This is a genomic window from Enterobacter asburiae (assembly GCF_024599655.1).
GTDB classification, from domain to species: Bacteria; Pseudomonadota; Gammaproteobacteria; order Enterobacterales; family Enterobacteriaceae; genus Enterobacter; species Enterobacter asburiae_D.
On record NZ_CP102247.1, the window covers coordinates 684,149 to 704,652 of the forward strand.

Here is a 20,504-nt window from a genome sequence, read left to right on the forward strand (position 1 = left end):
GGGCAGAGTGAGGGGAAGTCACGTCACCGGTGCCGGGTTGAACACCGCCAGCTGATTATGCAGCCCCCACTGATCGGAGAACGTTTTCTTCCGCCCGCTGGCGACATCCAGAATGAAGTGGAACAGTTTCCAGCCCACGTCCTCAATACTCTCTTCTCCGGTGGCGATGGTGCCCGCGTTGATGTCCATTAAGTCATACCAGCGGTTTGCCAGCTCGGTGCGGGTCGCCATCTTAATCACCGGTACCGCCATCAGGCCGTACGGCGTGCCGCGCCCGGTGGTAAAGACCTGCACCGTAATGCCGGACGCCACCTGCTGCGTGCCGCAGACGAAGTCGCTGGCCGGTGTTGCCGCGTAAATCAGGCCGCGTTTCGTCGGGCGCTGGCCCGGAGAGAGCACTTCCACAATCGCGCTCTGGCCGGATTTGGCAATCGATCCAAGGGCTTTTTCCACCACGTTTGCCAGACCGCCTTTTTTGTTGCCCGGAGACGGGTTGGCGCTGCGGTCGGTTTTGCCCATATCGAGATAACTATCGTACCAGGCCATTTCCTCGAGCAGGCGCTTGCCCACCTCTTCATTAACGGCGCGTGGCGTAAGCAGATGGATGGCGTCACGCACTTCGGTCACCTCGGAGAACATCACCGTGGCGCCGCAGCGCACGAACAGATCGGATGCATAGCCCACCGCCGGGTTGGCCGTCACGCCGGAGAAGGCATCGCTGCCGCCGCACTGGGTGCCCACGACCAGTTCCGAGGCCGGACACGTTTCACGCTGGCGCCGGTTGAGTTTGTCCAGATGACGCTCTGCCACCTGCAGAATATCGTCGACCATTGAGCGGAACCCAACGTGGCGTTCGTCCTGCAGGCGCACGATGCTGGCATCGTCTACCGGAATGGCTTTGACATCTTCGGTGCCCTGCAGCAGGCGCTCGGGCTGCAATTTTTCACACCCCAGGCCGATGACCATCACCTCGCCGCCAAAGTTCGGGTTCAGGGCGATATTGTGAATGGTACGGATAGGCACTACGGCAGCGGGTGCATTAATCGCCACGCCGCAGCCGTAGAGGTGGTTCAGACCCACTACGCCATCCACGTTCGGGTATTTCGGCAGCAGATCGCGCTCGATGATTTTCACCACATAATCCACTACGCCCGCCACGCAGTGCACGCTGGTGGTAATGCCGAGTAGGTTCTTGGTGCCGACGCTGCCGTCCGCGTTGCGGTAGCCTTCGAAGGTATAGCCCTCCAGCGGAGGAAGCGGCTCCGGCACGCGGGTCGCCAGCGGAAGCGTGTTAAGCGGCGGCGCTTCCGGCAGCGCCACCAGCGACTCCTCAACCCAGCTACCCTGTGGTATAGCGCGGACGGCATAGCCGATGACTTCACCGTAACGTACGATTTCGCTATTAGCAGGGATATCCACCAGGGCGACTTTATGTCCCTGTGGAATATGCTCAATCAGTTCCAGCCCGTCCGGGAAACGGGTTCCCGCTTTTAAGCCGTTGTCGTTGACAATAATCGCCACATTATCGGTGTCGTGTACTTTTATATAAAACGCCGTCGGCGATGCCTGTCGAATTTCAATGTCGGCCATTGTTCAGTATTCTCCAGCAAGGTGTCTGATAATAAATTCAGCCAATTTTCTAATGGTAGAAATAAATACGCGGCTTTCAGAATTAAAGCATGTCAGCATAGGGAGCATGAAAATGTGATCGCGATCGCTCCCTAACCGGTAATCCCTGATTCTGTGCATTAGCGCCCAGTGCTTTGTGCATATGCAAAAATTTTTATCAAAATGTATCGCAATGCTTGAGCATTACAACAATGTGTGGTCGTGGATTGCGTCTTATACTGAATGACGATTTTATAACGCCAAAATACGTCAGAATAATAAATATAATGCTGGCGCGGTGTCTGAATAAATAAAATGATACTGAAAAAGGCTGCGGAATAAAAAAGGTAAATACGATGAGTAACGATATCTTCCCGAATAAATTTAAAGCGGCCCTCGCGGCGCACCAGATTCAAATTGGCTGCTGGTCCGCGCTGGCAAACCCAATCAGCACCGAAGTGCTGGGCCTGGCCGGTTTCGACTGGCTGGTGCTGGACGGCGAACATGCGCCGAACGATATCAGCACGTTTATTCCGCAGCTGATGGCGCTGAAAGGCAGCCGCAGCGCCCCGGTAGTGCGTGTACCCACCAACGAGCCGGTGATTATCAAGCGTCTGCTGGATATCGGTTTCTACAATTTCCTGATCCCGTTTGTGGAGACGGAAGAACAAGCGGCGCTGGCCGTAGCCTCAACGCGCTATCCGCCAGAAGGGATCCGCGGCGTTTCCGTTTCGCATCGCGCCAATATGTTTGGCACCGTGCCGGACTACTTCGCGCAGTCTAATAACAACATCACCATTCTGGTTCAGATCGAGAGCCAGCAGGGCGTTGATAACGTCGACGCGATTGCAGCCACAAACGGCGTGGACGGTATCTTCGTCGGCCCAAGCGATCTGGCTGCCGCCTTTGGCCATCTGGGTAATGCCAGCCACCCTGACGTGCAGCGCGCGATCCAGCACATCTTTGCCCGCGCTAAAGCACACGGCAAACCGTGCGGCATTCTGGCGCCGGTTGAGGCTGATGCCCGTCGCTATCTGGAATGGGGAGCCACGTTTGTTGCCGTCGGCAGCGACCTCGGCGTATTCCGCTCGGCTACGCAGAAATTAGCGGACGCTTTTAAAAAATAACCATCATTGAGGAAACAGATTATGACGCTGAAAGTGGGTTTTATTGGCCTGGGGATCATGGGTAAACCAATGAGTAAGAACCTCATCAAAGCGGGTTACTCACTGGTGGTATCCGATCATAATTCGCAGGCCGTGGCTGAGGTAATGGCGGCTGGCGCAGAAACGGCCACCACCGCCAGAGCCATTGCCGAGCATTGCGATGTCATCATCACCATGCTGCCAAACTCCCCGCATGTTAAAGAGGTCGCGCTGGGTGAAAACGGCATTATCGACGGTGCGAAGCCGGGCCTGGTGCTGATTGATATGAGCTCTATTGCGCCGCTCGCAAGCCGTGAAATTAGCGAGGCTTTAAAAGCGAAGGGCGTTAATATGCTGGATGCGCCGGTCAGCGGCGGTGAGCCGAAAGCGATCGACGGCACGCTGTCGGTGATGGTCGGCGGTGATAAAGCCGTCTTCGATAGATTTTACGACCTGATGAAAGCCATGGCGGGCTCCGTGGTGCATACCGGGGACATCGGGGCGGGTAACGTGACCAAGCTGGCAAACCAGGTGATTGTGGCGCTGAACATTGCCGCCATGTCCGAAGCGCTGACGCTGGCAACCAAAGCGGGCGTCAATCCGGATCTGGTTTATCAGGCCATTCGCGGTGGTCTGGCGGGCAGCACCGTGCTGGATGCCAAAGCGCCGATGGTCATGGATCGTAATTTTAAACCCGGTTTCCGCATCGACCTGCATATCAAAGATCTGGCGAACGCGCTGGATACGTCACACGGCGTGGGCGCACAGCTGCCGCTGACCGCGGCGGTCATGGAGATGATGCAGGCGCTGCGTGCCGATGGCCTGGGCACGGCCGATCACAGCGCGATTGCGTGCTACTACGAGAAACTGGCGAAGGTGGAAGTGGCGCGTTAATCACGCCTTGCCCACACCTTAGGGTGACAGCGGCGCGCAAACCCTCTATACTGCGCGCCGAAGCTGACCAGACAGTCGCCGCTTCGTCGTCGTCCCTTTCGGGGGAGACGGGCGGAGGGGAGGAAAGTCCGGGCTCCATAGGGCAGGGTGCCAGGTAACGCCTGGGGGGGAAACCCACGACCAGTGCAACAGAGAGCAAACCGCCGATGGCCCGCGCAAGCGGGATCAGGTAAGGGTGAAAGGGTGCGGTAAGAGCGCACCGCGCGGCTGGTAACAGTCCGTGGCACGGTAAACTCCACCCGGAGCAAGGCCAAATAGGGGTTCACATGGTACGGCCCGTACTGAACCCGGGTAGGCTGCTTGAGCCAGTGAGCGATTGCTGGCCTAGATGAATGACTGTCCAACGACAGAACCCGGCTTATCGGTCAGCTTCAACTTCTTCTATAATAATACGTTGGTGTGTCTCAGATTTTCTAAGGCAAAACTGTGACACAGACTGTGATACAAAAGAGACACACCAACGGCTGTTCTATCCCCAACATCCTAAAGCGTGGCAATCGCTACAGCGTTCATTTCAGACTACCTTCAGGCGGTTTTTTCGCGTGTCTCTGGGCTGCGATTCAGCCAGTAGAGCAAGATTTATATCTTTCCGTCTCCCTATGTTCATTTCATTTGTAAAATCGTCCAGGCTTGAGCCAGCCCTACTATTGGATTTCGTGCAGAAAAGGAGGAAATTAGAACAAAATAAATTGATGATTATTTACTCAGCATTCAGACCGCCTTCTATGTCGCAGCAAAAAATCCCCTCAAAAGTGCGTAGTACTATGCGAAAGTCAGGTTCGCTAGCTGATGAAAAACGTAATTTGTTTGAGTACCTACGTCACCAAGTCGAAACATTGTCCATACAGCAAAAGCTTCAATATTTCACAATCCGAATGAAATAACAGAAAATATTTACCGAGTGAATTATTTGAAATAATGTTTCAATTTTAGTGGGAAACCGCTTTCGGCTGCATGGGTGTTATTTGTACAATGTGTCCGAGCACAGAAAAATTCACAGCAAGCAGAGGGACTTATGCAACAATACACCAACGAACTCACTTCATCGGTCATCGCGTCTTTCGATGCTCCCCGTTATACCGACCAGCAACTATCAGAAATGAATGTGGAAGCCCGCAATCTCATTATTGAACAGCAAGAATATGCCCTACACCATCCAATCACAGCCATCTATCGTGCAGCGGTTGCCGGAAGTCTTACTCTTCGGGGTGGCGTTGTCGATGAACCTAATCCGGATCCGAGCCAGGGCATGAAAGTTCAACTCGGTAATGGTCAATGGGTCAGCATGGTTACAGAAGGTGCAACCGTGACCTATCCAGACGGGACTAAGGCCACCATTATCACCAGCGCCGGACAGTTAAGCGAATGGGAAGGTAAAGGGATCGCGCTGGTTGGTAGTTTACTTGATAACGGAGATCAAATTCTCAGCACCCCTGATTATAGATTGATGTTCTCTTTCCGCGAGGGTGAATCAATGCCAGATGATTTCCTGACTGTTGCAAAGGTGGCGTAAATGGGGGGAATGCGTCCAAACGTTTTAGGTCGTGGAATGGCGTTGTTTGGTGATCAGACTACAACTGGCGCAAAGCTAATCCCCTCACTTTCTTTCGGTAACATTCTGGGCCGCCGCGCGATTGTTCTGGGTGACAAGACCACAGTTTGCCCAAAATGCGGCAAAGAAGGAAAAGTTGTTGAAGGTGAGCCACACCGCACAATTCACCAGATCCCTGTTGCCGTGGACAAGTGCGTAGTTTTATGTGGCTGCCTCTCTGGATCTAACCGTATCATAGCCCCTTTGGGCTGGATAGGCCCAGGTGAATCCCCCTCTCAGGCAACAGCAAGGTATCTGGCAGAAGCGGCAACCGCAGCAGCCACTCTAGCTGCATCTCAACAGTCGCAGGTAGAACCAGAACAACACGCCCAGACAGCGAAAAAGAAAACAGGTATTGACGCAGGTTTTACCATTATTCCTTACGGCGGTACTACAGAAGCTTGGCAACGTCTGCTATTTACGGAAAACCCGCCAGCAGGCGTAAAGGAGCTATTCGCTACACTAAACGGCCCGGATAAAAGATATAAAGCGGGTTCTATCATGCTGGTAGTTGACCCCGATAAGCAGGATGAAGAGCAAATCTCCCATATGCGGGCCGCGAAACAGCGGATTGATGCAGCATTAGCGCCGCTCTCCATCCAGCAGGCAAACTTCCTTTTCAAACATAAAGATACCATTGAGATGTTTGCAGCTGCTGCGACTACTGCAAACGATGCTGCTGGAAAGGCAGGAAGAGCGACGGAAGCAGCGAAGGGATATTTCGAGAGAGTCGAAAAAATTCTCGTCGAGATCGAGAAGACATACAAAAACCAGTACATCACAAGCGGCACACTGATCGGTGAACAATTCTTCGTTGAACGCCGTCGCTTATTTGGTCAACTTGATAGCGTGCTGAAGATGTTCATGAAACATCGATTCATGTTCAACGAATACACCGATCTGAAAAGCGCCCTTGGCCTTTCCAGCCGTTCAATTACCCACCGCTGGAATGAAACTGGTGTTAGTGATATTGAAGGTTACGCAACCCATATCGAGAAGCTGGCGAAGTACGTTAAGTGGATGGAAACAGCCGGGAAGATCGGTATTGGTCTGTCTGCTTTGGATACCGCAGCGAAGATCATGGAAGCCTGCACCGTTGGTAGGGATTGCGCCAAAACCTCGTTTACTTCCATCGGTGAATTTTCAGGTGGCCTAGTAGGTGGAGCTGTGGGAGCTAGGATTATTGGCGCTGGCGCAGCAAATACTATTTGCGCTGTGGTTCTGGGGGCTGCAACCATAGAGGCAGGAGGAGCGGGAGCGCTGCTTTGCACGCTCAGTGTATCTGGCGGAATTGCATACGGAAGCGATAAAGCTTTTAGCTGGTCTGTCGGAAAAGCGAGCGAATCCATTGGGGAGGCCCTCGGTCTTTATGAGATTACCAGTGATGATTAGTATAAAAATGGTATCGGTTATAGCCACACTTACAGGATTGTTATTAGGTGTCTTGAGCATCGTCGTGTCCGTCTTAAACCGTAAACGGTTTAGCGAAATTTGCGTCCTGTACAAAAAAAAATATGGCAGCCTTCCTGATGCCGTCTTGCTGTTCGAAAACGTCAACACGCTTTACGTCAACATAGCCTATAGTACGAAAGTGCAGTTCATCTACATCCCTCTATTATGGAATCGCAGTTCAATCCTGACCAAAAACGATGACAAGGACTTCATCAGAGGACTTCCCAAACGGCTTATCGGACCTTTCTACGTCGAGATATATCTGGCTGTCGTCAGTCTAATCTTCTTTATCATTGGGGGGCTACTGATGGTAGCGATAGAGCGCGGTTGGGTGTGAAAGGCGCGTCCCTTAGCAGGCTTTACTCTATAACACTAAGTGCGATACAGCCTGCGACACATGATAACTCCAGCGCCGCAGATGCATGACGTACAGTCGAACGAAGCCGCCTTATCGGTCAGCTTCAACTTCTTAAAAAACCCCGCTTCAGCGGGGTTTTTGCTTTCAGGGTGTTGTAGGCCGGGTAAGCGCAGCGCCACCCGGCACCGGACAAACGACATCAATTCTCATATTTGCGACATTAAGCACATTTCACTGTTTTTAACCCATCAGTGTCGCTCCTGAATCTGTAGACGATCGCCATCACAAAATTTCACGCTAAAAAACGCACGATTTTCAGTATTGATAATTTGTTATGATTGTTACCTTAATGATCCCGAAACTTTTCTCGTTTGATATGCATATATTGAAAACAAATACATTTCTCCCGTGAATATGTGACGTATTCCACTCTTTTCCTCAAGCCTGAAAATTCACGTCGTAAAAAATTGATAAATTGAAAGAATGTTTCAAACAAATAGCGGTTATTTATTGGCCTTTAATTGCCTGAAATATCGTCTTTATTGATTTTTTCCGGACGGTAAAATTTATCCGGGTTATCGCCATAAAATAAATTTATTACCGCTATTTTTGTTGATCAATATCAGCGTAGTAGCATATTTATACTGTGTTATCTATTTGATATATATCTGTTTTATTGGATTTTTGATGTGTGGGTTAAGGGTTCTGGAAAGCAAATTGTGAGTAACAGCACATACCCCTTCAAACATTATTGAGTAGAATTCACCCCGTCATAGGGAAATAAGTGCAGAATATTATGAACACTATTATTCTACCGAAAACACAGCACCTCGTGGTATTTCAGGAAGTCATTAAAAGTGGCTCCATAGGTTCTGCAGCAAGACAGCTGGGCCTGACGCAACCCGCCGTCAGCAAAATCATCAGCGATATTGAGTCCTACTTCGGCGTGGAAGTGATGGTGCGTAAAAACACCGGCGTAAAACTCACTGCCGCGGGCCAGGTTCTGCTCTCGTACTCTGAGTCGATCACCCGCGAAATGAAAAACATGGTGAGTGAGATTAACAGCCTGAGTTTCAGCACCGTTATGGACGTCTCCTTTGGTTACCCGTCGCTGATCGGCTTTACCTTCCTGTCTGAGATGATCAAAAAATTCAAGGAAGTGTTCCCGAAAGCACGCGTCTCGATGTATGAAGCCCAGCTCTCCTCTTTCCTGCCGGCCATTCGCGATGGTCGTCTGGATTTCGCTATCGGCACGCTGAGCGATGAAATGCTGCTGCAGGATCTTCACGTCGAACCGCTGTTTGAGTCCGAGTTTGTGCTGGTCGCCAGCAAAACGCGAACGTGCACCGGCCCGACGACACTGGCATCGCTCACTCACGAGCAGTGGGTGATGCCGCAAACCGATATGGGCTACTACAAAGAACTTCTGACCACCCTGCAAGACAACCACATCAGCATCGAAAACATCGTCCAGACCGATTCCGTCGTCACCATTTATAACCTTGTCCTGAATGCCGATTATCTGACGGTGATTCCCCGCGACATGATAGCACCGTTCGGTTCTGACCAGTTTATTGTGCTGCCAGTGGAAGATGAATTACCCGTAGCGCGTTATGCCGCCGTGTGGTCAAAAAATTACAGGATTAAAAAATCGGCGTCAGTATTAGTTGAGCTGGCAAAACAATATTCGTCGATGAATATCGAAAGACGACGATGAATAATTAGTATCCATTTTAAAAACACCCAGAGCGTTAACGTGTTAACGCGCTGATACCCTGACTTTGCCTGAAAAGAATGAATTATTATAACGAGGATATTATGCATATTACCTACGATCTCCCGGTAACGATTGAAGATATTCAGGACGCCAGAAAACGACTGGCAGGAAAAATATATAAAACCGGTATGCCACGTTCGAATTACCTGAGCGAACGCTGTAAGGGCGAAATATTCCTGAAGTTTGAGAACATGCAGCGTACCGGCTCGTTTAAGATCCGCGGCGCGTTTAACAAGTTAAGCTCGCTGACCGACGCTGAAAAACGCAAAGGCGTTGTCGCCTGCTCCGCGGGGAACCACGCGCAGGGGGTGTCCCTCTCCTGCGCCATGCTCGGCATCGACGGTAAAGTGGTGATGCCGATGGGCGCGCCGAAATCCAAGGTTGCCGCTACCCGCGACTACTCCGCAGAAGTCGTGCTGCACGGTGAAAATTTCAACGACACCATCGCCAAAGTCAGCGAAATCGTCGAGATGGAAGGGCGTATTTTTATTCCCCCTTACGACGATGCCAAAGTGATCGCCGGGCAGGGCACCATCGGTCTGGAAATTCTCGAAGATTTATACGACGTGGATAACGTCATTGTGCCTATCGGCGGTGGCGGTTTAATTGCCGGGATTGCGACGGCGATTAAATCCATCAACCCCACCATTAATATTATCGGCGTGCAGTCAGAGAATGTTCACGGTATGGCTGCGTCTTATCAGGCCGGTGAAATCGTCAACCACCGCGTCTCCGGCACATTAGCGGACGGCTGCGATGTGTCTCGTCCCGGCACATTAACCTTCGAAATTGTTCGCGAGCTGGTTGATGACATTGTGCTGGTCAGCGAAGACAACATTCGCGACAGCATGATCGCGCTTATTCAGCGAAATAAAGTGGTGACGGAAGGCGCGGGTGCGCTGGCCTGTGCCGCGTTATTAAGCGGCAAGCTTGACCACTATATTCAGGGTCGTAAAACCGTCTGCATTATTTCCGGCGGCAATATCGATCTCTCCCGTGTTTCCCAAATTACCGGCTTCGTTGACGCATAAAGGTGACCTATGAGCAACACAGAAAGCATTATCGTTGGCCAGACAAAAACGTCCTCCTGGCGTAAGTCTGATACCACCTGGACGCTTGGCCTGTTTGGTACCGCCATTGGCGCAGGCGTGCTGTTCTTCCCCATTCGCGCAGGCTTTGGTGGATTGATCCCTATCCTGCTGATGCTGGTTCTCGCGTTCCCGATTGCGTTTTACTGCCACCGCGCGCTGGCGCGTTTGTGTCTGTCCGGCAGCAACGTCTCCGGCAACATCACCGAAACGGTGGAAGAGCACTTTGGTAAGACCGGTGGGGTGGTGATCACTTTCCTCTACTTCTTCGCCATTTGCCCGCTGCTGTGGATTTACGGCGTCACCATTACCAACACCTTTATGACCTTCTGGGAAAACCAGCTCCAGCTGCCTGCGCTGAACCGCGGCGTGGTGGCGCTGTTCCTGCTGCTGCTGATGGCCTTTGTTATCTGGTTTGGTAAAGACCTGATGGTGAAGGTCATGAGCTTCCTGGTGTTCCCGTTTATCGCCAGCCTGGTGCTGATTTCCCTGTCGCTGATCCCTTACTGGAACTCGGCAGTGATCGACCAGGTCAACCTGAGCGATATCGCCTTTACCGGTCATGATGGCATTCTGGTCACGGTGTGGCTGGGCATCTCCATCATGGTCTTCTCCTTTAACTTCTCGCCTATCGTCTCCTCGTTTGTGGTTTCCAAGCGCGAAGAGTACGAACCTGAGTTCGGTAAAGAGTTCACCGAGCAAAAATGTTCCAAAATCATCGGTCGCGCCAGTCTGCTGATGGTGGCCGTGGTGATGTTCTTCGCCTTTAGCTGTCTGTTTACGCTCTCTCCGCAGAACATGGCGGACGCCAAGGCGCAGAACATTCCGGTGCTCTCCTACCTGGCGAACCACTTTGCATCAATGTCCGGAACCAAATCGACGTTTGCGACGGTACTGGAATACGGTGCCTCCATCATCGCGCTGGTGGCTATCTTCAAATCCTTCTTCGGCCACTACCTGGGCACGCTGGAAGGGCTGAACGGCCTGATCCTCAAGTTCGGCTACAAGGGCGATAAGAAGAAAGTCTCCGTTGGCAAACTGAATACCATCAGCATGGTGTTCATCATGGGCTCCACCTGGGTTGTGGCCTACGCCAACCCGAACATTCTGGACCTTATTGAAGCCATGGGCGCACCAATCATCGCCTCTCTGCTGTGCCTGCTGCCGATGTACGCCATCCGCAAGGCACCGGCGCTGGCGAAATACAAAGGGCGTACCGAGAACATCTTCGTTACCGCGGTCGGCCTGCTGACCATTCTGAATATCGTTTACAAACTGTTCTAACCCATTGCTCAGGAAGAGCGGAGTCACATGATGATTGAGTTTCCGGTTGTACTGGTTATTAACTGCGGATCGTCCTCTGTTAAGTTTTCGGTGCTCGACGCCAGCAGTTGCGATGCCCTGATGACAGGCATTGCAGATGGGATCAACACCGAGAAGGCCTTTATTTCCGTGAACGGGGGTGAGCCGGCCAGGCTGGCTCACCAGGACTACGAAGGGGCGCTGGCTGCCATCGCCCTGGAGCTGGAGAAGCGTAACCTGATGAGCAGCGTGGCCCTAATTGGCCACCGCATTGCGCACGGCGGCGACCTCTTCAGCGAGTCGACCCTGATCACGGAAGAGGTGATCGAGCAGATCCGCCAGGTCTCCCCGCTGGCGCCACTGCATAACTACGCCAACCTGAGCGGCGTGGAAGCCGCAGAGCGCCTGTTCCCGGGCGTGCAGCAGGTGGCGGTATTTGATACCAGCTTCCACCAGACGCTGCCGCCGCAGGCGTATCTGTACGGATTGCCGTACCGCTATTTTGAAGCGCTGGGCGTGCGCCGCTACGGCTTCCACGGCACCTCTCACCGCTACGTGGCCGCGCAGGCGCATACGCTTCTCGGGCTGCCCCCCGATGACAGCGGCCTGGTGATTGCCCATCTGGGCAACGGGGCGTCCATCTGCGCGGTGCGCAACGGCGAAAGCGTCGATACCTCGATGGGGATGACGCCGCTGGAAGGGCTGGTAATGGGGACGCGCTGCGGCGACGTGGACTTCGGCGCGATGGCGTGGATTGCCCAGCAGACCGGGCAGTCGTTCGAGGATCTGGAGCGCGTGGTCAATAAAGAGTCCGGGTTGCTGGGGATCTCCGGCATCTCCTCCGATTTACGCGCGCTGGAGAAAGCCTGGCACGAAGGCAATGAGCGGGCACAGCTGGCAATACACACCTTTGTTCACCGCATTGCGCGACATATCGCCGGGCACGCGGCGTCGCTGCACCGCCTGGATGGGGTGGTCTTTACCGGCGGCATTGGCGAAAACTCGAAGCTTGTCCGCGCGCTGGTGGCGGAACATCTGAACGTATTCGGCATCCGCCTCGACGACGCCAAAAATGCCCTGCCGGGCAGCGCGGGTGAGCGCGTGATCTCCACCGAGTCGTCCCGCGTGGCCTGCGCGGTTATCCCTACCAACGAAGAAAAAATGATCGCGCTGGACGCCCTCCGTCTTGGGAAGGTTACTCCGGCCGCGGCTTACGCCTGATAAAGCGAGAAACACATGAAAGTAACGATCGATACGGGCGTCGCGCCCTACAGCGACGCATGGGCCGGGTTTCGCGGTGAAGAATGGAAAAACGCCGTCAACGTCCGCGATTTTATTCAGCATAACTACACCCCTTATGAAGGCGATGAAGCTTTCCTCGCGCAGGCGACGCCAGCAACGACGGCGCTATGGCAGAAGGTAATGGTCGGCATTCGCCAGGAGAACGCCACCCACGCCCCGGTGGATTTTGACACCAACATTGCCACCACTATTACGGCCCACGGGCCGGGCTATATCGATCAGGATCTGGAGACGATCGTCGGTCTGCAAACCGATAAGCCGCTCAAGCGCGCGCTCCATCCGTACGGCGGGATCAACATGATCCGCAGCTCGTTCGAAGCCTATGGCCGGGAGATGGATCCGCAGTTCGAGTACCTGTTTACCGACCTGCGCAAAACCCACAACCAGGGCGTGTTTGACGTCTACTCCCCTGAGATGATGCGCTGTCGTAAATCCGGCGTGCTGACCGGTCTGCCGGACGGCTACGGGCGCGGACGTATCATCGGCGACTATCGTCGCGTGGCGCTGTACGGGATCGCTTATCTGGTGCGCGAGCGTGAACTCCAGTTTACGGATCTGCAGGGCAGGCTGGAGCGCGGTGAAGATCTGGAGGCGACGATCCGCCTGCGTGAAGAGCTGGCGGAGCACAGGCGCGCGCTGCTGCAGATCCAGCAGATGGCGGCGAACTATGGCTTTGATATCTCGCGCCCGGCGATGAACGCCCAGGAAGCGGTGCAGTGGGTCTATTTTGCCTACCTTGCCGCGGTGAAATCCCAGAACGGCGGGGCGATGTCGCTGGGGCGCACGGCCTCGTTCCTCGATATCTACATTGAACGAGACATGCAGGCAGGAAGGCTGAATGAAGCCCAGGCGCAAGAGCTGATCGACCACTTCATCATGAAGATCCGCATGGTGCGCTTCCTGCGCACGCCGGAGTTCGACACGCTCTTCTCCGGCGATCCGATCTGGGCGACGGAAGTGATCGGCGGCATGGGGCTGGACGGGCGCACGCTGGTGACCAAAAACAGCTTCCGCTATCTGCACACGCTGCACACCATGGGGCCTGCGCCGGAGCCGAACCTGACGATCCTCTGGTCTGAACAACTGCCGATCGCGTTCAAGAAATACGCCGCGCAGGTGTCGATCGTCACCTCTTCGCTGCAGTATGAGAACGACGATCTGATGCGTGCGGACTTCAACAGCGACGACTACGCCATTGCCTGCTGCGTCAGCCCGATGGTGATCGGCAAGCAGATGCAGTTCTTTGGCGCGCGCGCCAACCTCGCCAAAACGCTGCTGTACGCGATCAACGGCGGGGTGGACGAGAAGCTGAAGATCCAGGTCGGCCCGAAAACCGAGCCGCTGCTGGATGACGTGCTGGATTACGACACCGTGATGGCGAGCCTCGATCACTTTATGGACTGGCTGGCGGTGCAGTACATCAGCGCCCTGAATCTCATTCACTACATGCATGATAAGTACAGCTACGAAGCCTCGCTGATGGCGCTGCACGACCGGGACGTCTATCGCACCATGGCCTGCGGCATTGCCGGGCTGTCGGTAGCGGCGGATTCCCTGTCGGCCATTAAATATGCCACGGTGAAGCCGGTGCGCGACCATACCGGACTGGCGGTCGATTTCGTGATTGAAGGAGATTATCCGCAGTACGGCAACAACGACGACCGCGTGGACAGCATCGCCTGCGACCTGGTGGAGCGCTTTATGAAGAAAATTCAGGCGCTGCCAACCTACCGCAACGCGGTCCCAACCCAGTCGATCCTGACCATCACCTCCAACGTGGTTTACGGCCAGAAGACCGGGAACACGCCGGACGGACGCCGCGGCGGCACGCCGTTTGCGCCAGGCGCGAACCCGATGCACGGCCGCGACAGAAAAGGGGCGGTGGCCTCGTTAACCTCGGTCGCCAAGCTGCCGTTCACCTATGCGAAAGACGGGATCTCCTACACCTTCTCCATCGTGCCGCAGGCGCTGGGCAAGGACGAGCTGGTGCGCAAAACCAACCTGGTAGGGCTACTGGACGGATACTTCCACCACGAAGCGTCCATTGAGGGCGGGCAGCACCTGAACGTCAACGTCATGAACCGGGAAATGCTCCTCGATGCCATTGCGCATCCCGAGAATTACCCGAACCTGACGATCCGCGTGTCGGGCTATGCGGTGCGGTTTAACGCCCTGACGCGCGAGCAGCAGCAGGATGTGATTTCAAGGACGTTTACGCATTCCATCTGACGCAAATGCCGCCTCATGCCCCCTCAGCGCAGGGGGCATTTTTTTGCCCGCTAAACATACAAAATTGTTTATATAATTACTCACACATATTCATCCGCTCTTGAAAAACAATACGCCTGCTTTCCCCTATAACAGCATGTAAGGACAGTAAGATGATGAAAATGACCCGTATTGCGCTGGTCGCCGCCTCGCTGGCAGTGTGCAGTTTTACGGCACAGGCCGCGAACGTTGAGGCAGCCCCGTCTCCCTCGTAGGATCCGCTGGTACAGCACCTGAAGCTCAGCAATGAGCAGGTGAAGAAGATTGAAGATCTGCATAAGCAGCTGGAACAAAATGTCAGCAACATTCCGATGACGGGCGTGAAGGACGGCGCGCTGATCGACATGTTCCAGGCGGGCAAATGGGACGAAAGTACGGTGAAAAGCCAGCTTACCGCATTCAGCAAAATTGAAGAGCAGACCCGTTATTACCGCGTGAAGTATTACTTCGACGTCAGTCAGGTATTGACGCCGGAGCAGCGCAAGCAGATCAGAACCGATATGGCTAACGCGCTGGCTAATTGATTTCCTGCCCGCGCATGGCGCGGGTATTTATTTCTTGATCGCCGTCACTTTTAGAAAATTTACGCTCAGCGTCCACATACAGCAGCAAAATTTCCTCTCGAAACAGAATATCCTTATTAATGTTGTGACCTTTTTCTCCCGCGGTCCGGATATGATCTTCCCACACCAATAACACACACCTGCAATCCTCTGAATCGCAATCGCTGGCGATCGGAAACCTATAAAAACAACTGTTTACCCTACAAAATAAGCGAGTGCCCAATGGATACGGCAACAAACAGCAGTGTGATTGTGAGTGATTCCGCCGCGGCAAGGCGAGCGGGAATGAGCGAGACCGAGTGGCAAGCGGCAATTAAATTCGACAGCACCGACACGGGCTGGGTCATCATGAGTATCGGGATGGCTATCGGCGCGGGGATTGTTTTTCTCCCTGTCCAGGTCGGGTTAATGGGCCTGTGGGTATTTTTGCTCTCATCAATCATTGGCTATCCGGCCATGTATTTATTCCAGCGTCTGTTTATTAATACCCTGGCGGAATCGCCGGAGTGCAAAGACTACCCGAGCGTCATTAGCGGTTATTTAGGTAAGAACTGGGGGATTTTATTAGGTGCGCTTTATTTCGTGATGCTGGTGATCTGGATGTTTGTCTATTCCACGGCCATAACCAACGACAGCGCATCGTATTTGCATACCTTTGGCGTGACCGACCATTTGCTCTCTGAGAATCCGTTTTACGGGTTATTCCTGATCTGTATTCTGGTGGCGATCTCCTCGCGAGGGGAAAAGCTGCTGTTTAAAGTCTCCAGCCTGATGGTGCTGACCAAACTATTTGTGGTCGCGGCGCTGGGGCTATCGATGATTGGCCTCTGGCATCTGGCCAACGTGGGCATGCTGCCGCCCGTGGGGCTGCTGGTAAAAAACGCCATCATTACGCTGCCCTTTACCTTAACCTCCATTCTGTTTATTCAGACCTTAAGCCCGATGGTGATCTCGTACCGTTCACGGGAAAAATCTGTGGAGGTAGCGCGCCATAAAGCGCTGCGGGCGATGAATATTGCCTTTGGCGTGCTGTTTGTGACGGTCTTCTTCTACGCCGTCTCCTTTACGCTGGCGATGGGGCACGATGAGGCGGTTAAAGCCTACGAGCAGAATATTTCGGCTCTGGCGATTGCGGCGCAGTTTATCAGCGGTGACGGCGCGGGTTGGGTCAAAATCGTCAGCGTGATCCTCAATATTTTTGCCGTGATGACCGCGTTCTTCGGTGTCTACCTCGGCTTTCGCGAGGCTACGCAGGGTATCGTCATGAACATCCTGCGCCGCAAAATGCCCGCAGAGAAAATCAGTGAAAACGCCGTCCAGCGCGGGATTATGCTGTTCGCCATTCTGCTGGCCTGGAGCGCCATTGTCTTAAACGCGCCGGTGTTGAGCTTCACCTCCATTTGCAGCCCTATCTTCGGCATGGTGGGCTGCCTGATCCCTGCATGGCTGGTCTACAAGGTGCCGGCTCTGCATAAATATAAAGGCGTATCGCTGGTGATAATCGTCATCACCGGACTGCTGCTTTGTGTTTCTCCTTTCCTCGCATTCTCCTGAGGGTAATTAAGGTCGTAACGATGTCTGAGCAAACTCATCCTTTATGGAATCAATTTATTCGCGCGGTGCAGGAAGAAGTGAAGCCTGCCCTTGGGTGCACCGAACCCGTGTCTCTGGCGCTGGCCTGCGCGATGGCCGCAGACCTTCTGCCGGGGGAGGTCACGCAAATAGAGGCGTGGGTATCGCCGAACCTGATGAAAAACGGGCTGGGCGTAACGGTGCCGGGCACCGGCATGGTCGGGTTACCCATTGCGGCGGCGCTGGGCGCGATTGGCGGTAACGCCAACGCCGGACTGGAGGTATTGAAAGATGTCACCGCCGATGCGCTGATACGCGCCAAAGCCCTGCTTGAGGCGGGGCAGGTGCAGGTTAAACTGCAGGCGCCGTGCGATGAGATCCTTTACTCGCGCGCCTGTGTTCATGCAGGGGACACCTCGGCAATGGTGACCATCGCCGGCGGGCATACCCGGGTGGTGGAGGTGGTTTGTCAGGGCGAAACGCGCTTTACGCTTGACGATCGGCAATGTCAGACGAAAGACGATCCGCTGGCGGTACTCTCAACTACCACGCTGTCGCAGATCCTGGAATTTGTTGAGCAGGTTCCGTTTAAGTTGATTCGCTTCATTCTGGAATCTGGAAAGCTGAACGATGCGCTCTCCCGGGAAGGGCTCAGCGGGAAGTGGGGGCTGCACATTGGCGCAACGCTCGATAAGCAGCGCTCGCGCGGATGGATGGCGCAGGATCTGGGTTCAGACATTGTTATTCGCACCAGTGCGGCATCGGACGCCCGCATGGGCGGCGCGACGCTGCCGGCGATGAGCAATTCGGGTTCCGGCAATCAGGGGATTGCCGCCACCATGCCGGTGGTGGTGGTAGCGGAGCACGTTCAGGCTGACGACGAACGGCTGGCGCGAGCGCTGATGCTGTCACATCTTTCGGCTATCTATATCCATTTCCAGCTTCCGCGCCTGTCGGCGCTATGTGCCGCAACAACGGCGGCGATGGGGGCGTCGGCGGGCATGGCGTGGTTGATGGGCGGCAGTTACCAGACGATTGCAATGGCCATCAGCAGCATGGTCGGGGACGTCAGCGGGATGATCTGCGACGGCGCTTCTAACAGCTGCGCGATGAAAGTCTCGACCAGCGTGGCAAGTGCCTGGAAAGCGGTGATGATGGCGCTGGATGATTCGGCCGTGACGGGCAACGAGGGGATAGTGGCGCACGATGTGGAGCAGTCGATCGCAAACCTGTGCGCGCTGGCGTGCCGCTCAATGCAGGAAACGGACCGGCAGATTATTGAGATTATGGCGAGTAAGGTGTTGTGATTTAATCCAACCCGTTACCCCTCACCCTAACCCTCTCCCACAGGGAGAGGGAACCGATCGAGCGAGGGGGCGTGTTTATCTTAAACCGGCAAATCAATCAGCAGCGCGCGCAGCGGCGTATCCGCCACCAGGGTGATATTCGCTTCATCACGAATAAACGCCCCGTCGCCGCAGGTGAGCGCTTCTTTCTCTTCCGTGTGCGTCACTGCATGCACCGTACCGTGAATAGACTGCAAATAGGCGCGCGGACCATGAAGCTGGAAGCTCGCCTGTTCACCTTTCTTCAGCTCGATATGGTGCAGCCACACCTGCTGACGCAGCTGCAGACTCCCTTTACTGCCGTCCGGCGATGCAATCAGCTGCTGCTTATCGCCCGTTAAATCTAACTTCTGTACCAGCGGGTTTTCCCGCTCAGGGCAGGCGTCCAGCCACAGCTGCATGCGGGTCAGCGTTTTGTCTTTACTGAGGTTATGCTCGCTGTAGCTGATGCCCGGCTGCGTGGAAATTAACAACGCTTCGCCAGCCTTTGCCTGGACATGATTGCCCTCGCTGTCGCGGTATTCTGCCTCGCCTTCCAGGATCAGGTTCAGGATATCGACTTTCGGGTACGTACGCGGCTGGAAAGAGGCGCCCGGGGCGAGCACTTCCTGGTTCAACACGCGCAATGAAGCGTAACCGAGGAGTTTAGGGTCAAAGTAGTGTCCAAAGGAAAAGGTGTAGCGGGCCTGCAGCCAACCGAAATCGGCTTGTCCGCACTGTTTAGCTGTTCTTGTCGTAATCATAAACTTGACCTCTCTTTACACTAAAACAATGGTAAAGGTATGGACGCTGCATTGTTAGCCAGATATTCTGCCCGGTATGTTCAAATTTCCTGAATGAGAACGAGATGGCTAAAGAGAGAGCATTGACGCTTGAGGCGCTTCGCGTCATGGACGCAATTGACCGGCGCGGCAGTTTTGCGGCGGCGGCAGATGAGCTGGGGCGCGTTCCGTCTGCGCTAAGCTACACCATGCAGAAGCTGGAGGAAGAGCTGGACGTGGTGCTGTTTGACCGCTCCGGTCATCGAACAAAATTCACCAACGTGGGGCGAATGCTGTTGGAGCGCGGCCGCGTGCTGCTGGAAGCGGCGGACAAGCTCACCACGGACGCCGAAGCGCTGGCGCGCGGCTGGGAAACCCATCTGACGCTGGTGACGGAAGCACTGGTGCCGACTGAAGCGCTGTTCCCGCTGGTGGACCGCCTGGCGGCGAAGGCCAATACGCAGCTGTCAATCATCACCGAGGTGCTGGCAGGCGCGTGGGAACGTCTGGAGACGGGCAGGGCGGATATCGTCATTGCGCCGGACATGCACTTTCGTTCCTCATCAGAAATCAACTCGCGCAAGCTTTACAGCGTGATGAACGTCTACGTTGCCGCACCCAATCACCCGATTCACCAGGAGCCGGAGCCGCTTTCAGAGGTGACGCGCGTGAAGTATCGGGGCGTGGCGGTGGCGGATACCGCGCGCGAGCGTCCGGTGCTGACGGTGCAGCTGCTGGATAAGCAGCCTCGTCTGACGGTGACCTCGCTGGAAGACAAGCGGCAGGCGCTGCTGGCGGGTCTGGGCGTGGCGACCATGCCCTATCCGTTCGTGGAAAAAGACATTGCTGAAGGGCGGCTGCGCGTTGTCAGCCCGGAATATAGCCACGAGGTGGATATCATTATGGCGTGGCGTCGCGACAGCATGGGCGAAGCCAAATCGTGGTGCCTGCGCGAAATACCTAAACTCTTCGCCCACCACAATAAATAAACGAGTAGGCCCGGTAAGCGAAGCGCCACCGGGCTTTTTTTATGCGCCGATCTTCGGATCCGGACCAAAGCGGTTTTCGCCCGGCGTCCCGCTCTGGCAGTTGAAAATTAAAATCACGATCCAGCCCACAATCGGGATCAACAGCAGCAATAGCCACCACGCTGAACGATCGGTGTCGTGCAGTCGACGGAACAGCACCGCCCATGATGGCAGCAGGACCAACAGGCCATAAATGGTGGTCAATACGCCTTCACCGCCAGCGCGCTCCCAGCCAAGAATTTTATCTACAATACCCAGCACCATGATGAGGATGAAGTTCACCAGAACGAACATCCAGTACTCTTTGCGGCGGGCACGGCCACCAAATCCAATGTAGTTGCGCAGTACTTTTAAATACCAGTCCATTTTTCCTTGCCTCAATAGTCGGT

18 protein-coding genes and 1 other RNA gene are annotated in these 20,504 nt (G+C 54.5%); 15 read left to right on the forward strand and 4 right to left on the reverse strand.

The genetic code is table 11. The annotated features are described in order from the left end of the window. Nucleotides 1–18 precede the first annotated feature (18 nt). A complete protein-coding gene (gene garD / locus NQ230_RS03310; protein WP_257259949.1) occupies nt 19–1,590 on the reverse strand; it encodes a galactarate dehydratase in 1,572 nt (523 codons plus the stop codon). A gap of 374 nt (nt 1,591–1,964) precedes the next feature. Between garD and garL the strand changes: the two genes are divergently transcribed. The 12 genes from garL (at nt 1,965) to NQ230_RS03370 (ending at nt 15,369) form a co-directional block, all read left to right on the forward strand. Then, the gene (garL, locus tag NQ230_RS03315; protein ID WP_159514981.1) at nt 1,965–2,735 is read left to right on the forward strand and encodes a 2-dehydro-3-deoxyglucarate aldolase; all 771 of its coding nucleotides are present in this window, start codon (nt 1,965–1,967) and stop codon (nt 2,733–2,735) included. Between the two features lie 21 nt (nt 2,736–2,756). Further along, entirely contained in the window at nt 2,757–3,647 is an 891-nt protein-coding gene (gene garR, locus NQ230_RS03320) for a 2-hydroxy-3-oxopropionate reductase (RefSeq protein ID WP_257259952.1), read from the forward strand. Nucleotides 3,648–3,706: 59 nt separating this feature from the next. Further along, nucleotides 3,707–4,084: RNase P RNA component class A (rnpB, locus tag NQ230_RS03325), an RNA gene on the forward strand. 638 nt (nt 4,085–4,722) lie between these two features. Next, complete coding sequence (locus tag NQ230_RS03330) at nt 4,723–5,220, forward strand: hypothetical protein (protein WP_257259953.1); 498 nt, start codon at nt 4,723–4,725, stop codon at nt 5,218–5,220. Then, on the forward strand, nt 5,221–6,690 hold the full coding sequence (locus tag NQ230_RS03335) for a PAAR domain-containing protein (protein WP_257259955.1): 1,470 nt from the start codon (nt 5,221–5,223) through the stop codon (nt 6,688–6,690). A gap of 52 nt (nt 6,691–6,742) precedes the next feature. Next, entirely contained in the window at nt 6,743–7,087 is a 345-nt protein-coding gene (locus NQ230_RS03340; RefSeq protein ID WP_227441845.1) for a hypothetical protein, read from the forward strand. Nucleotides 7,088–7,904: 817 nt separating this feature from the next. After that, nucleotides 7,905–8,825 (forward strand): transcriptional regulator TdcA, encoded by a 921-nt coding sequence (gene tdcA, locus NQ230_RS03345; protein WP_008501504.1) that lies wholly within the window; start codon nt 7,905–7,907, stop codon nt 8,823–8,825. 101 nt (nt 8,826–8,926) lie between these two features. Next, nucleotides 8,927–9,916, forward strand: coding sequence for a bifunctional threonine ammonia-lyase/L-serine ammonia-lyase TdcB (gene tdcB, locus NQ230_RS03350; protein ID WP_121424826.1), 990 nt, complete (start codon nt 8,927–8,929; stop codon nt 9,914–9,916). A gap of 9 nt (nt 9,917–9,925) precedes the next feature. Then, the gene (gene tdcC / locus NQ230_RS03355; RefSeq protein WP_023333551.1) at nt 9,926–11,257 is read left to right on the forward strand and encodes a threonine/serine transporter TdcC; all 1,332 of its coding nucleotides are present in this window, start codon (nt 9,926–9,928) and stop codon (nt 11,255–11,257) included. A 30-nt stretch (nt 11,258–11,287) separates the two neighbouring features. Next, the gene (tdcD, locus tag NQ230_RS03360; protein WP_257261307.1) at nt 11,288–12,496 is read left to right on the forward strand and encodes a propionate kinase; all 1,209 of its coding nucleotides are present in this window, start codon (nt 11,288–11,290) and stop codon (nt 12,494–12,496) included. A 15-nt stretch (nt 12,497–12,511) separates the two neighbouring features. After that, entirely contained in the window at nt 12,512–14,806 is a 2,295-nt protein-coding gene (gene pflB / locus NQ230_RS03365) for a formate C-acetyltransferase (RefSeq protein WP_257259958.1), read from the forward strand. Between the two features lie 260 nt (nt 14,807–15,066). Continuing rightward, a complete protein-coding gene (locus tag NQ230_RS03370; protein ID WP_257261308.1) occupies nt 15,067–15,369 on the forward strand; it encodes a Spy/CpxP family protein refolding chaperone in 303 nt (100 codons plus the stop codon). On the opposite strand, the gene NQ230_RS03375 is transcribed toward NQ230_RS03370, so the two are convergent. Continuing rightward, the gene (locus tag NQ230_RS03375) at nt 15,362–15,544 is read right to left on the reverse strand and encodes a hypothetical protein (RefSeq protein ID WP_147430012.1); all 183 of its coding nucleotides are present in this window, start codon (nt 15,542–15,544) and stop codon (nt 15,362–15,364) included. The genes NQ230_RS03370 and NQ230_RS03375 overlap by 8 nt on opposite strands. A gap of 86 nt (nt 15,545–15,630) precedes the next feature. Between NQ230_RS03375 and NQ230_RS03380 the strand changes: the two genes are divergently transcribed. Beyond that, complete coding sequence (locus tag NQ230_RS03380; RefSeq protein ID WP_257259960.1) at nt 15,631–16,962, forward strand: SLC5/6 family protein; 1,332 nt, start codon at nt 15,631–15,633, stop codon at nt 16,960–16,962. A gap of 20 nt (nt 16,963–16,982) precedes the next feature. Further along, the gene (locus NQ230_RS03385; RefSeq protein ID WP_257259961.1) at nt 16,983–18,287 is read left to right on the forward strand and encodes an L-cysteine desulfidase family protein; all 1,305 of its coding nucleotides are present in this window, start codon (nt 16,983–16,985) and stop codon (nt 18,285–18,287) included. Between the two features lie 80 nt (nt 18,288–18,367). On the opposite strand, the gene NQ230_RS03390 is transcribed toward NQ230_RS03385, so the two are convergent. Next, nucleotides 18,368–19,069 carry a pirin family protein gene (locus NQ230_RS03390; protein ID WP_023309295.1) on the reverse strand — a complete coding sequence of 234 codons (702 nt, stop codon included), beginning with the start codon at nt 19,067–19,069 and terminating at the stop codon, nt 18,368–18,370. Between the two features lie 104 nt (nt 19,070–19,173). On the opposite strand from NQ230_RS03390, the gene NQ230_RS03395 reads away from it, so the two are divergent. Beyond that, on the forward strand, nt 19,174–20,076 hold the full coding sequence (locus NQ230_RS03395; RefSeq protein WP_023333543.1) for a LysR family transcriptional regulator: 903 nt from the start codon (nt 19,174–19,176) through the stop codon (nt 20,074–20,076). A gap of 39 nt (nt 20,077–20,115) precedes the next feature. On the opposite strand, the gene NQ230_RS03400 is transcribed toward NQ230_RS03395, so the two are convergent. Next, nucleotides 20,116–20,481 carry a DUF805 domain-containing protein gene (locus NQ230_RS03400; RefSeq protein WP_023294635.1) on the reverse strand — a complete coding sequence of 122 codons (366 nt, stop codon included), beginning with the start codon at nt 20,479–20,481 and terminating at the stop codon, nt 20,116–20,118. Nucleotides 20,482–20,504: the final 23 nt, after the last annotated feature.

Coding starts and splice junctions, on each gene's coding strand:
- garD (WP_257259949.1), bottom strand. CDS start 1,590: ATGGCCGACATTGAAATTCGACAGGCATCGCCGACGGCGTTTTATATA.
- garL (WP_159514981.1), top strand. CDS start 1,965: ATGAGTAACGATATCTTCCCGAATAAATTTAAAGCGGCCCTCGCGGCG.
- garR (WP_257259952.1), top strand. CDS start 2,757: ATGACGCTGAAAGTGGGTTTTATTGGCCTGGGGATCATGGGTAAACCA.
- NQ230_RS03330 (WP_257259953.1), top strand. CDS start 4,723: ATGCAACAATACACCAACGAACTCACTTCATCGGTCATCGCGTCTTTC.
- NQ230_RS03335 (WP_257259955.1), top strand. CDS start 5,221: ATGGGGGGAATGCGTCCAAACGTTTTAGGTCGTGGAATGGCGTTGTTT.
- tdcA (WP_008501504.1), top strand. CDS start 7,905: ATGAACACTATTATTCTACCGAAAACACAGCACCTCGTGGTATTTCAG.
- tdcB (WP_121424826.1), top strand. CDS start 8,927: ATGCATATTACCTACGATCTCCCGGTAACGATTGAAGATATTCAGGAC.
- tdcC (WP_023333551.1), top strand. CDS start 9,926: ATGAGCAACACAGAAAGCATTATCGTTGGCCAGACAAAAACGTCCTCC.
- tdcD (WP_257261307.1), top strand. CDS start 11,288: ATGATTGAGTTTCCGGTTGTACTGGTTATTAACTGCGGATCGTCCTCT.
- pflB (WP_257259958.1), top strand. CDS start 12,512: ATGAAAGTAACGATCGATACGGGCGTCGCGCCCTACAGCGACGCATGG.
- NQ230_RS03380 (WP_257259960.1), top strand. CDS start 15,631: ATGGATACGGCAACAAACAGCAGTGTGATTGTGAGTGATTCCGCCGCG.
- NQ230_RS03385 (WP_257259961.1), top strand. CDS start 16,983: ATGTCTGAGCAAACTCATCCTTTATGGAATCAATTTATTCGCGCGGTG.
- NQ230_RS03390 (WP_023309295.1), bottom strand. CDS start 19,069: ATGATTACGACAAGAACAGCTAAACAGTGCGGACAAGCCGATTTCGGT.
- NQ230_RS03395 (WP_023333543.1), top strand. CDS start 19,174: ATGGCTAAAGAGAGAGCATTGACGCTTGAGGCGCTTCGCGTCATGGAC.
- NQ230_RS03400 (WP_023294635.1), bottom strand. CDS start 20,481: ATGGACTGGTATTTAAAAGTACTGCGCAACTACATTGGATTTGGTGGC.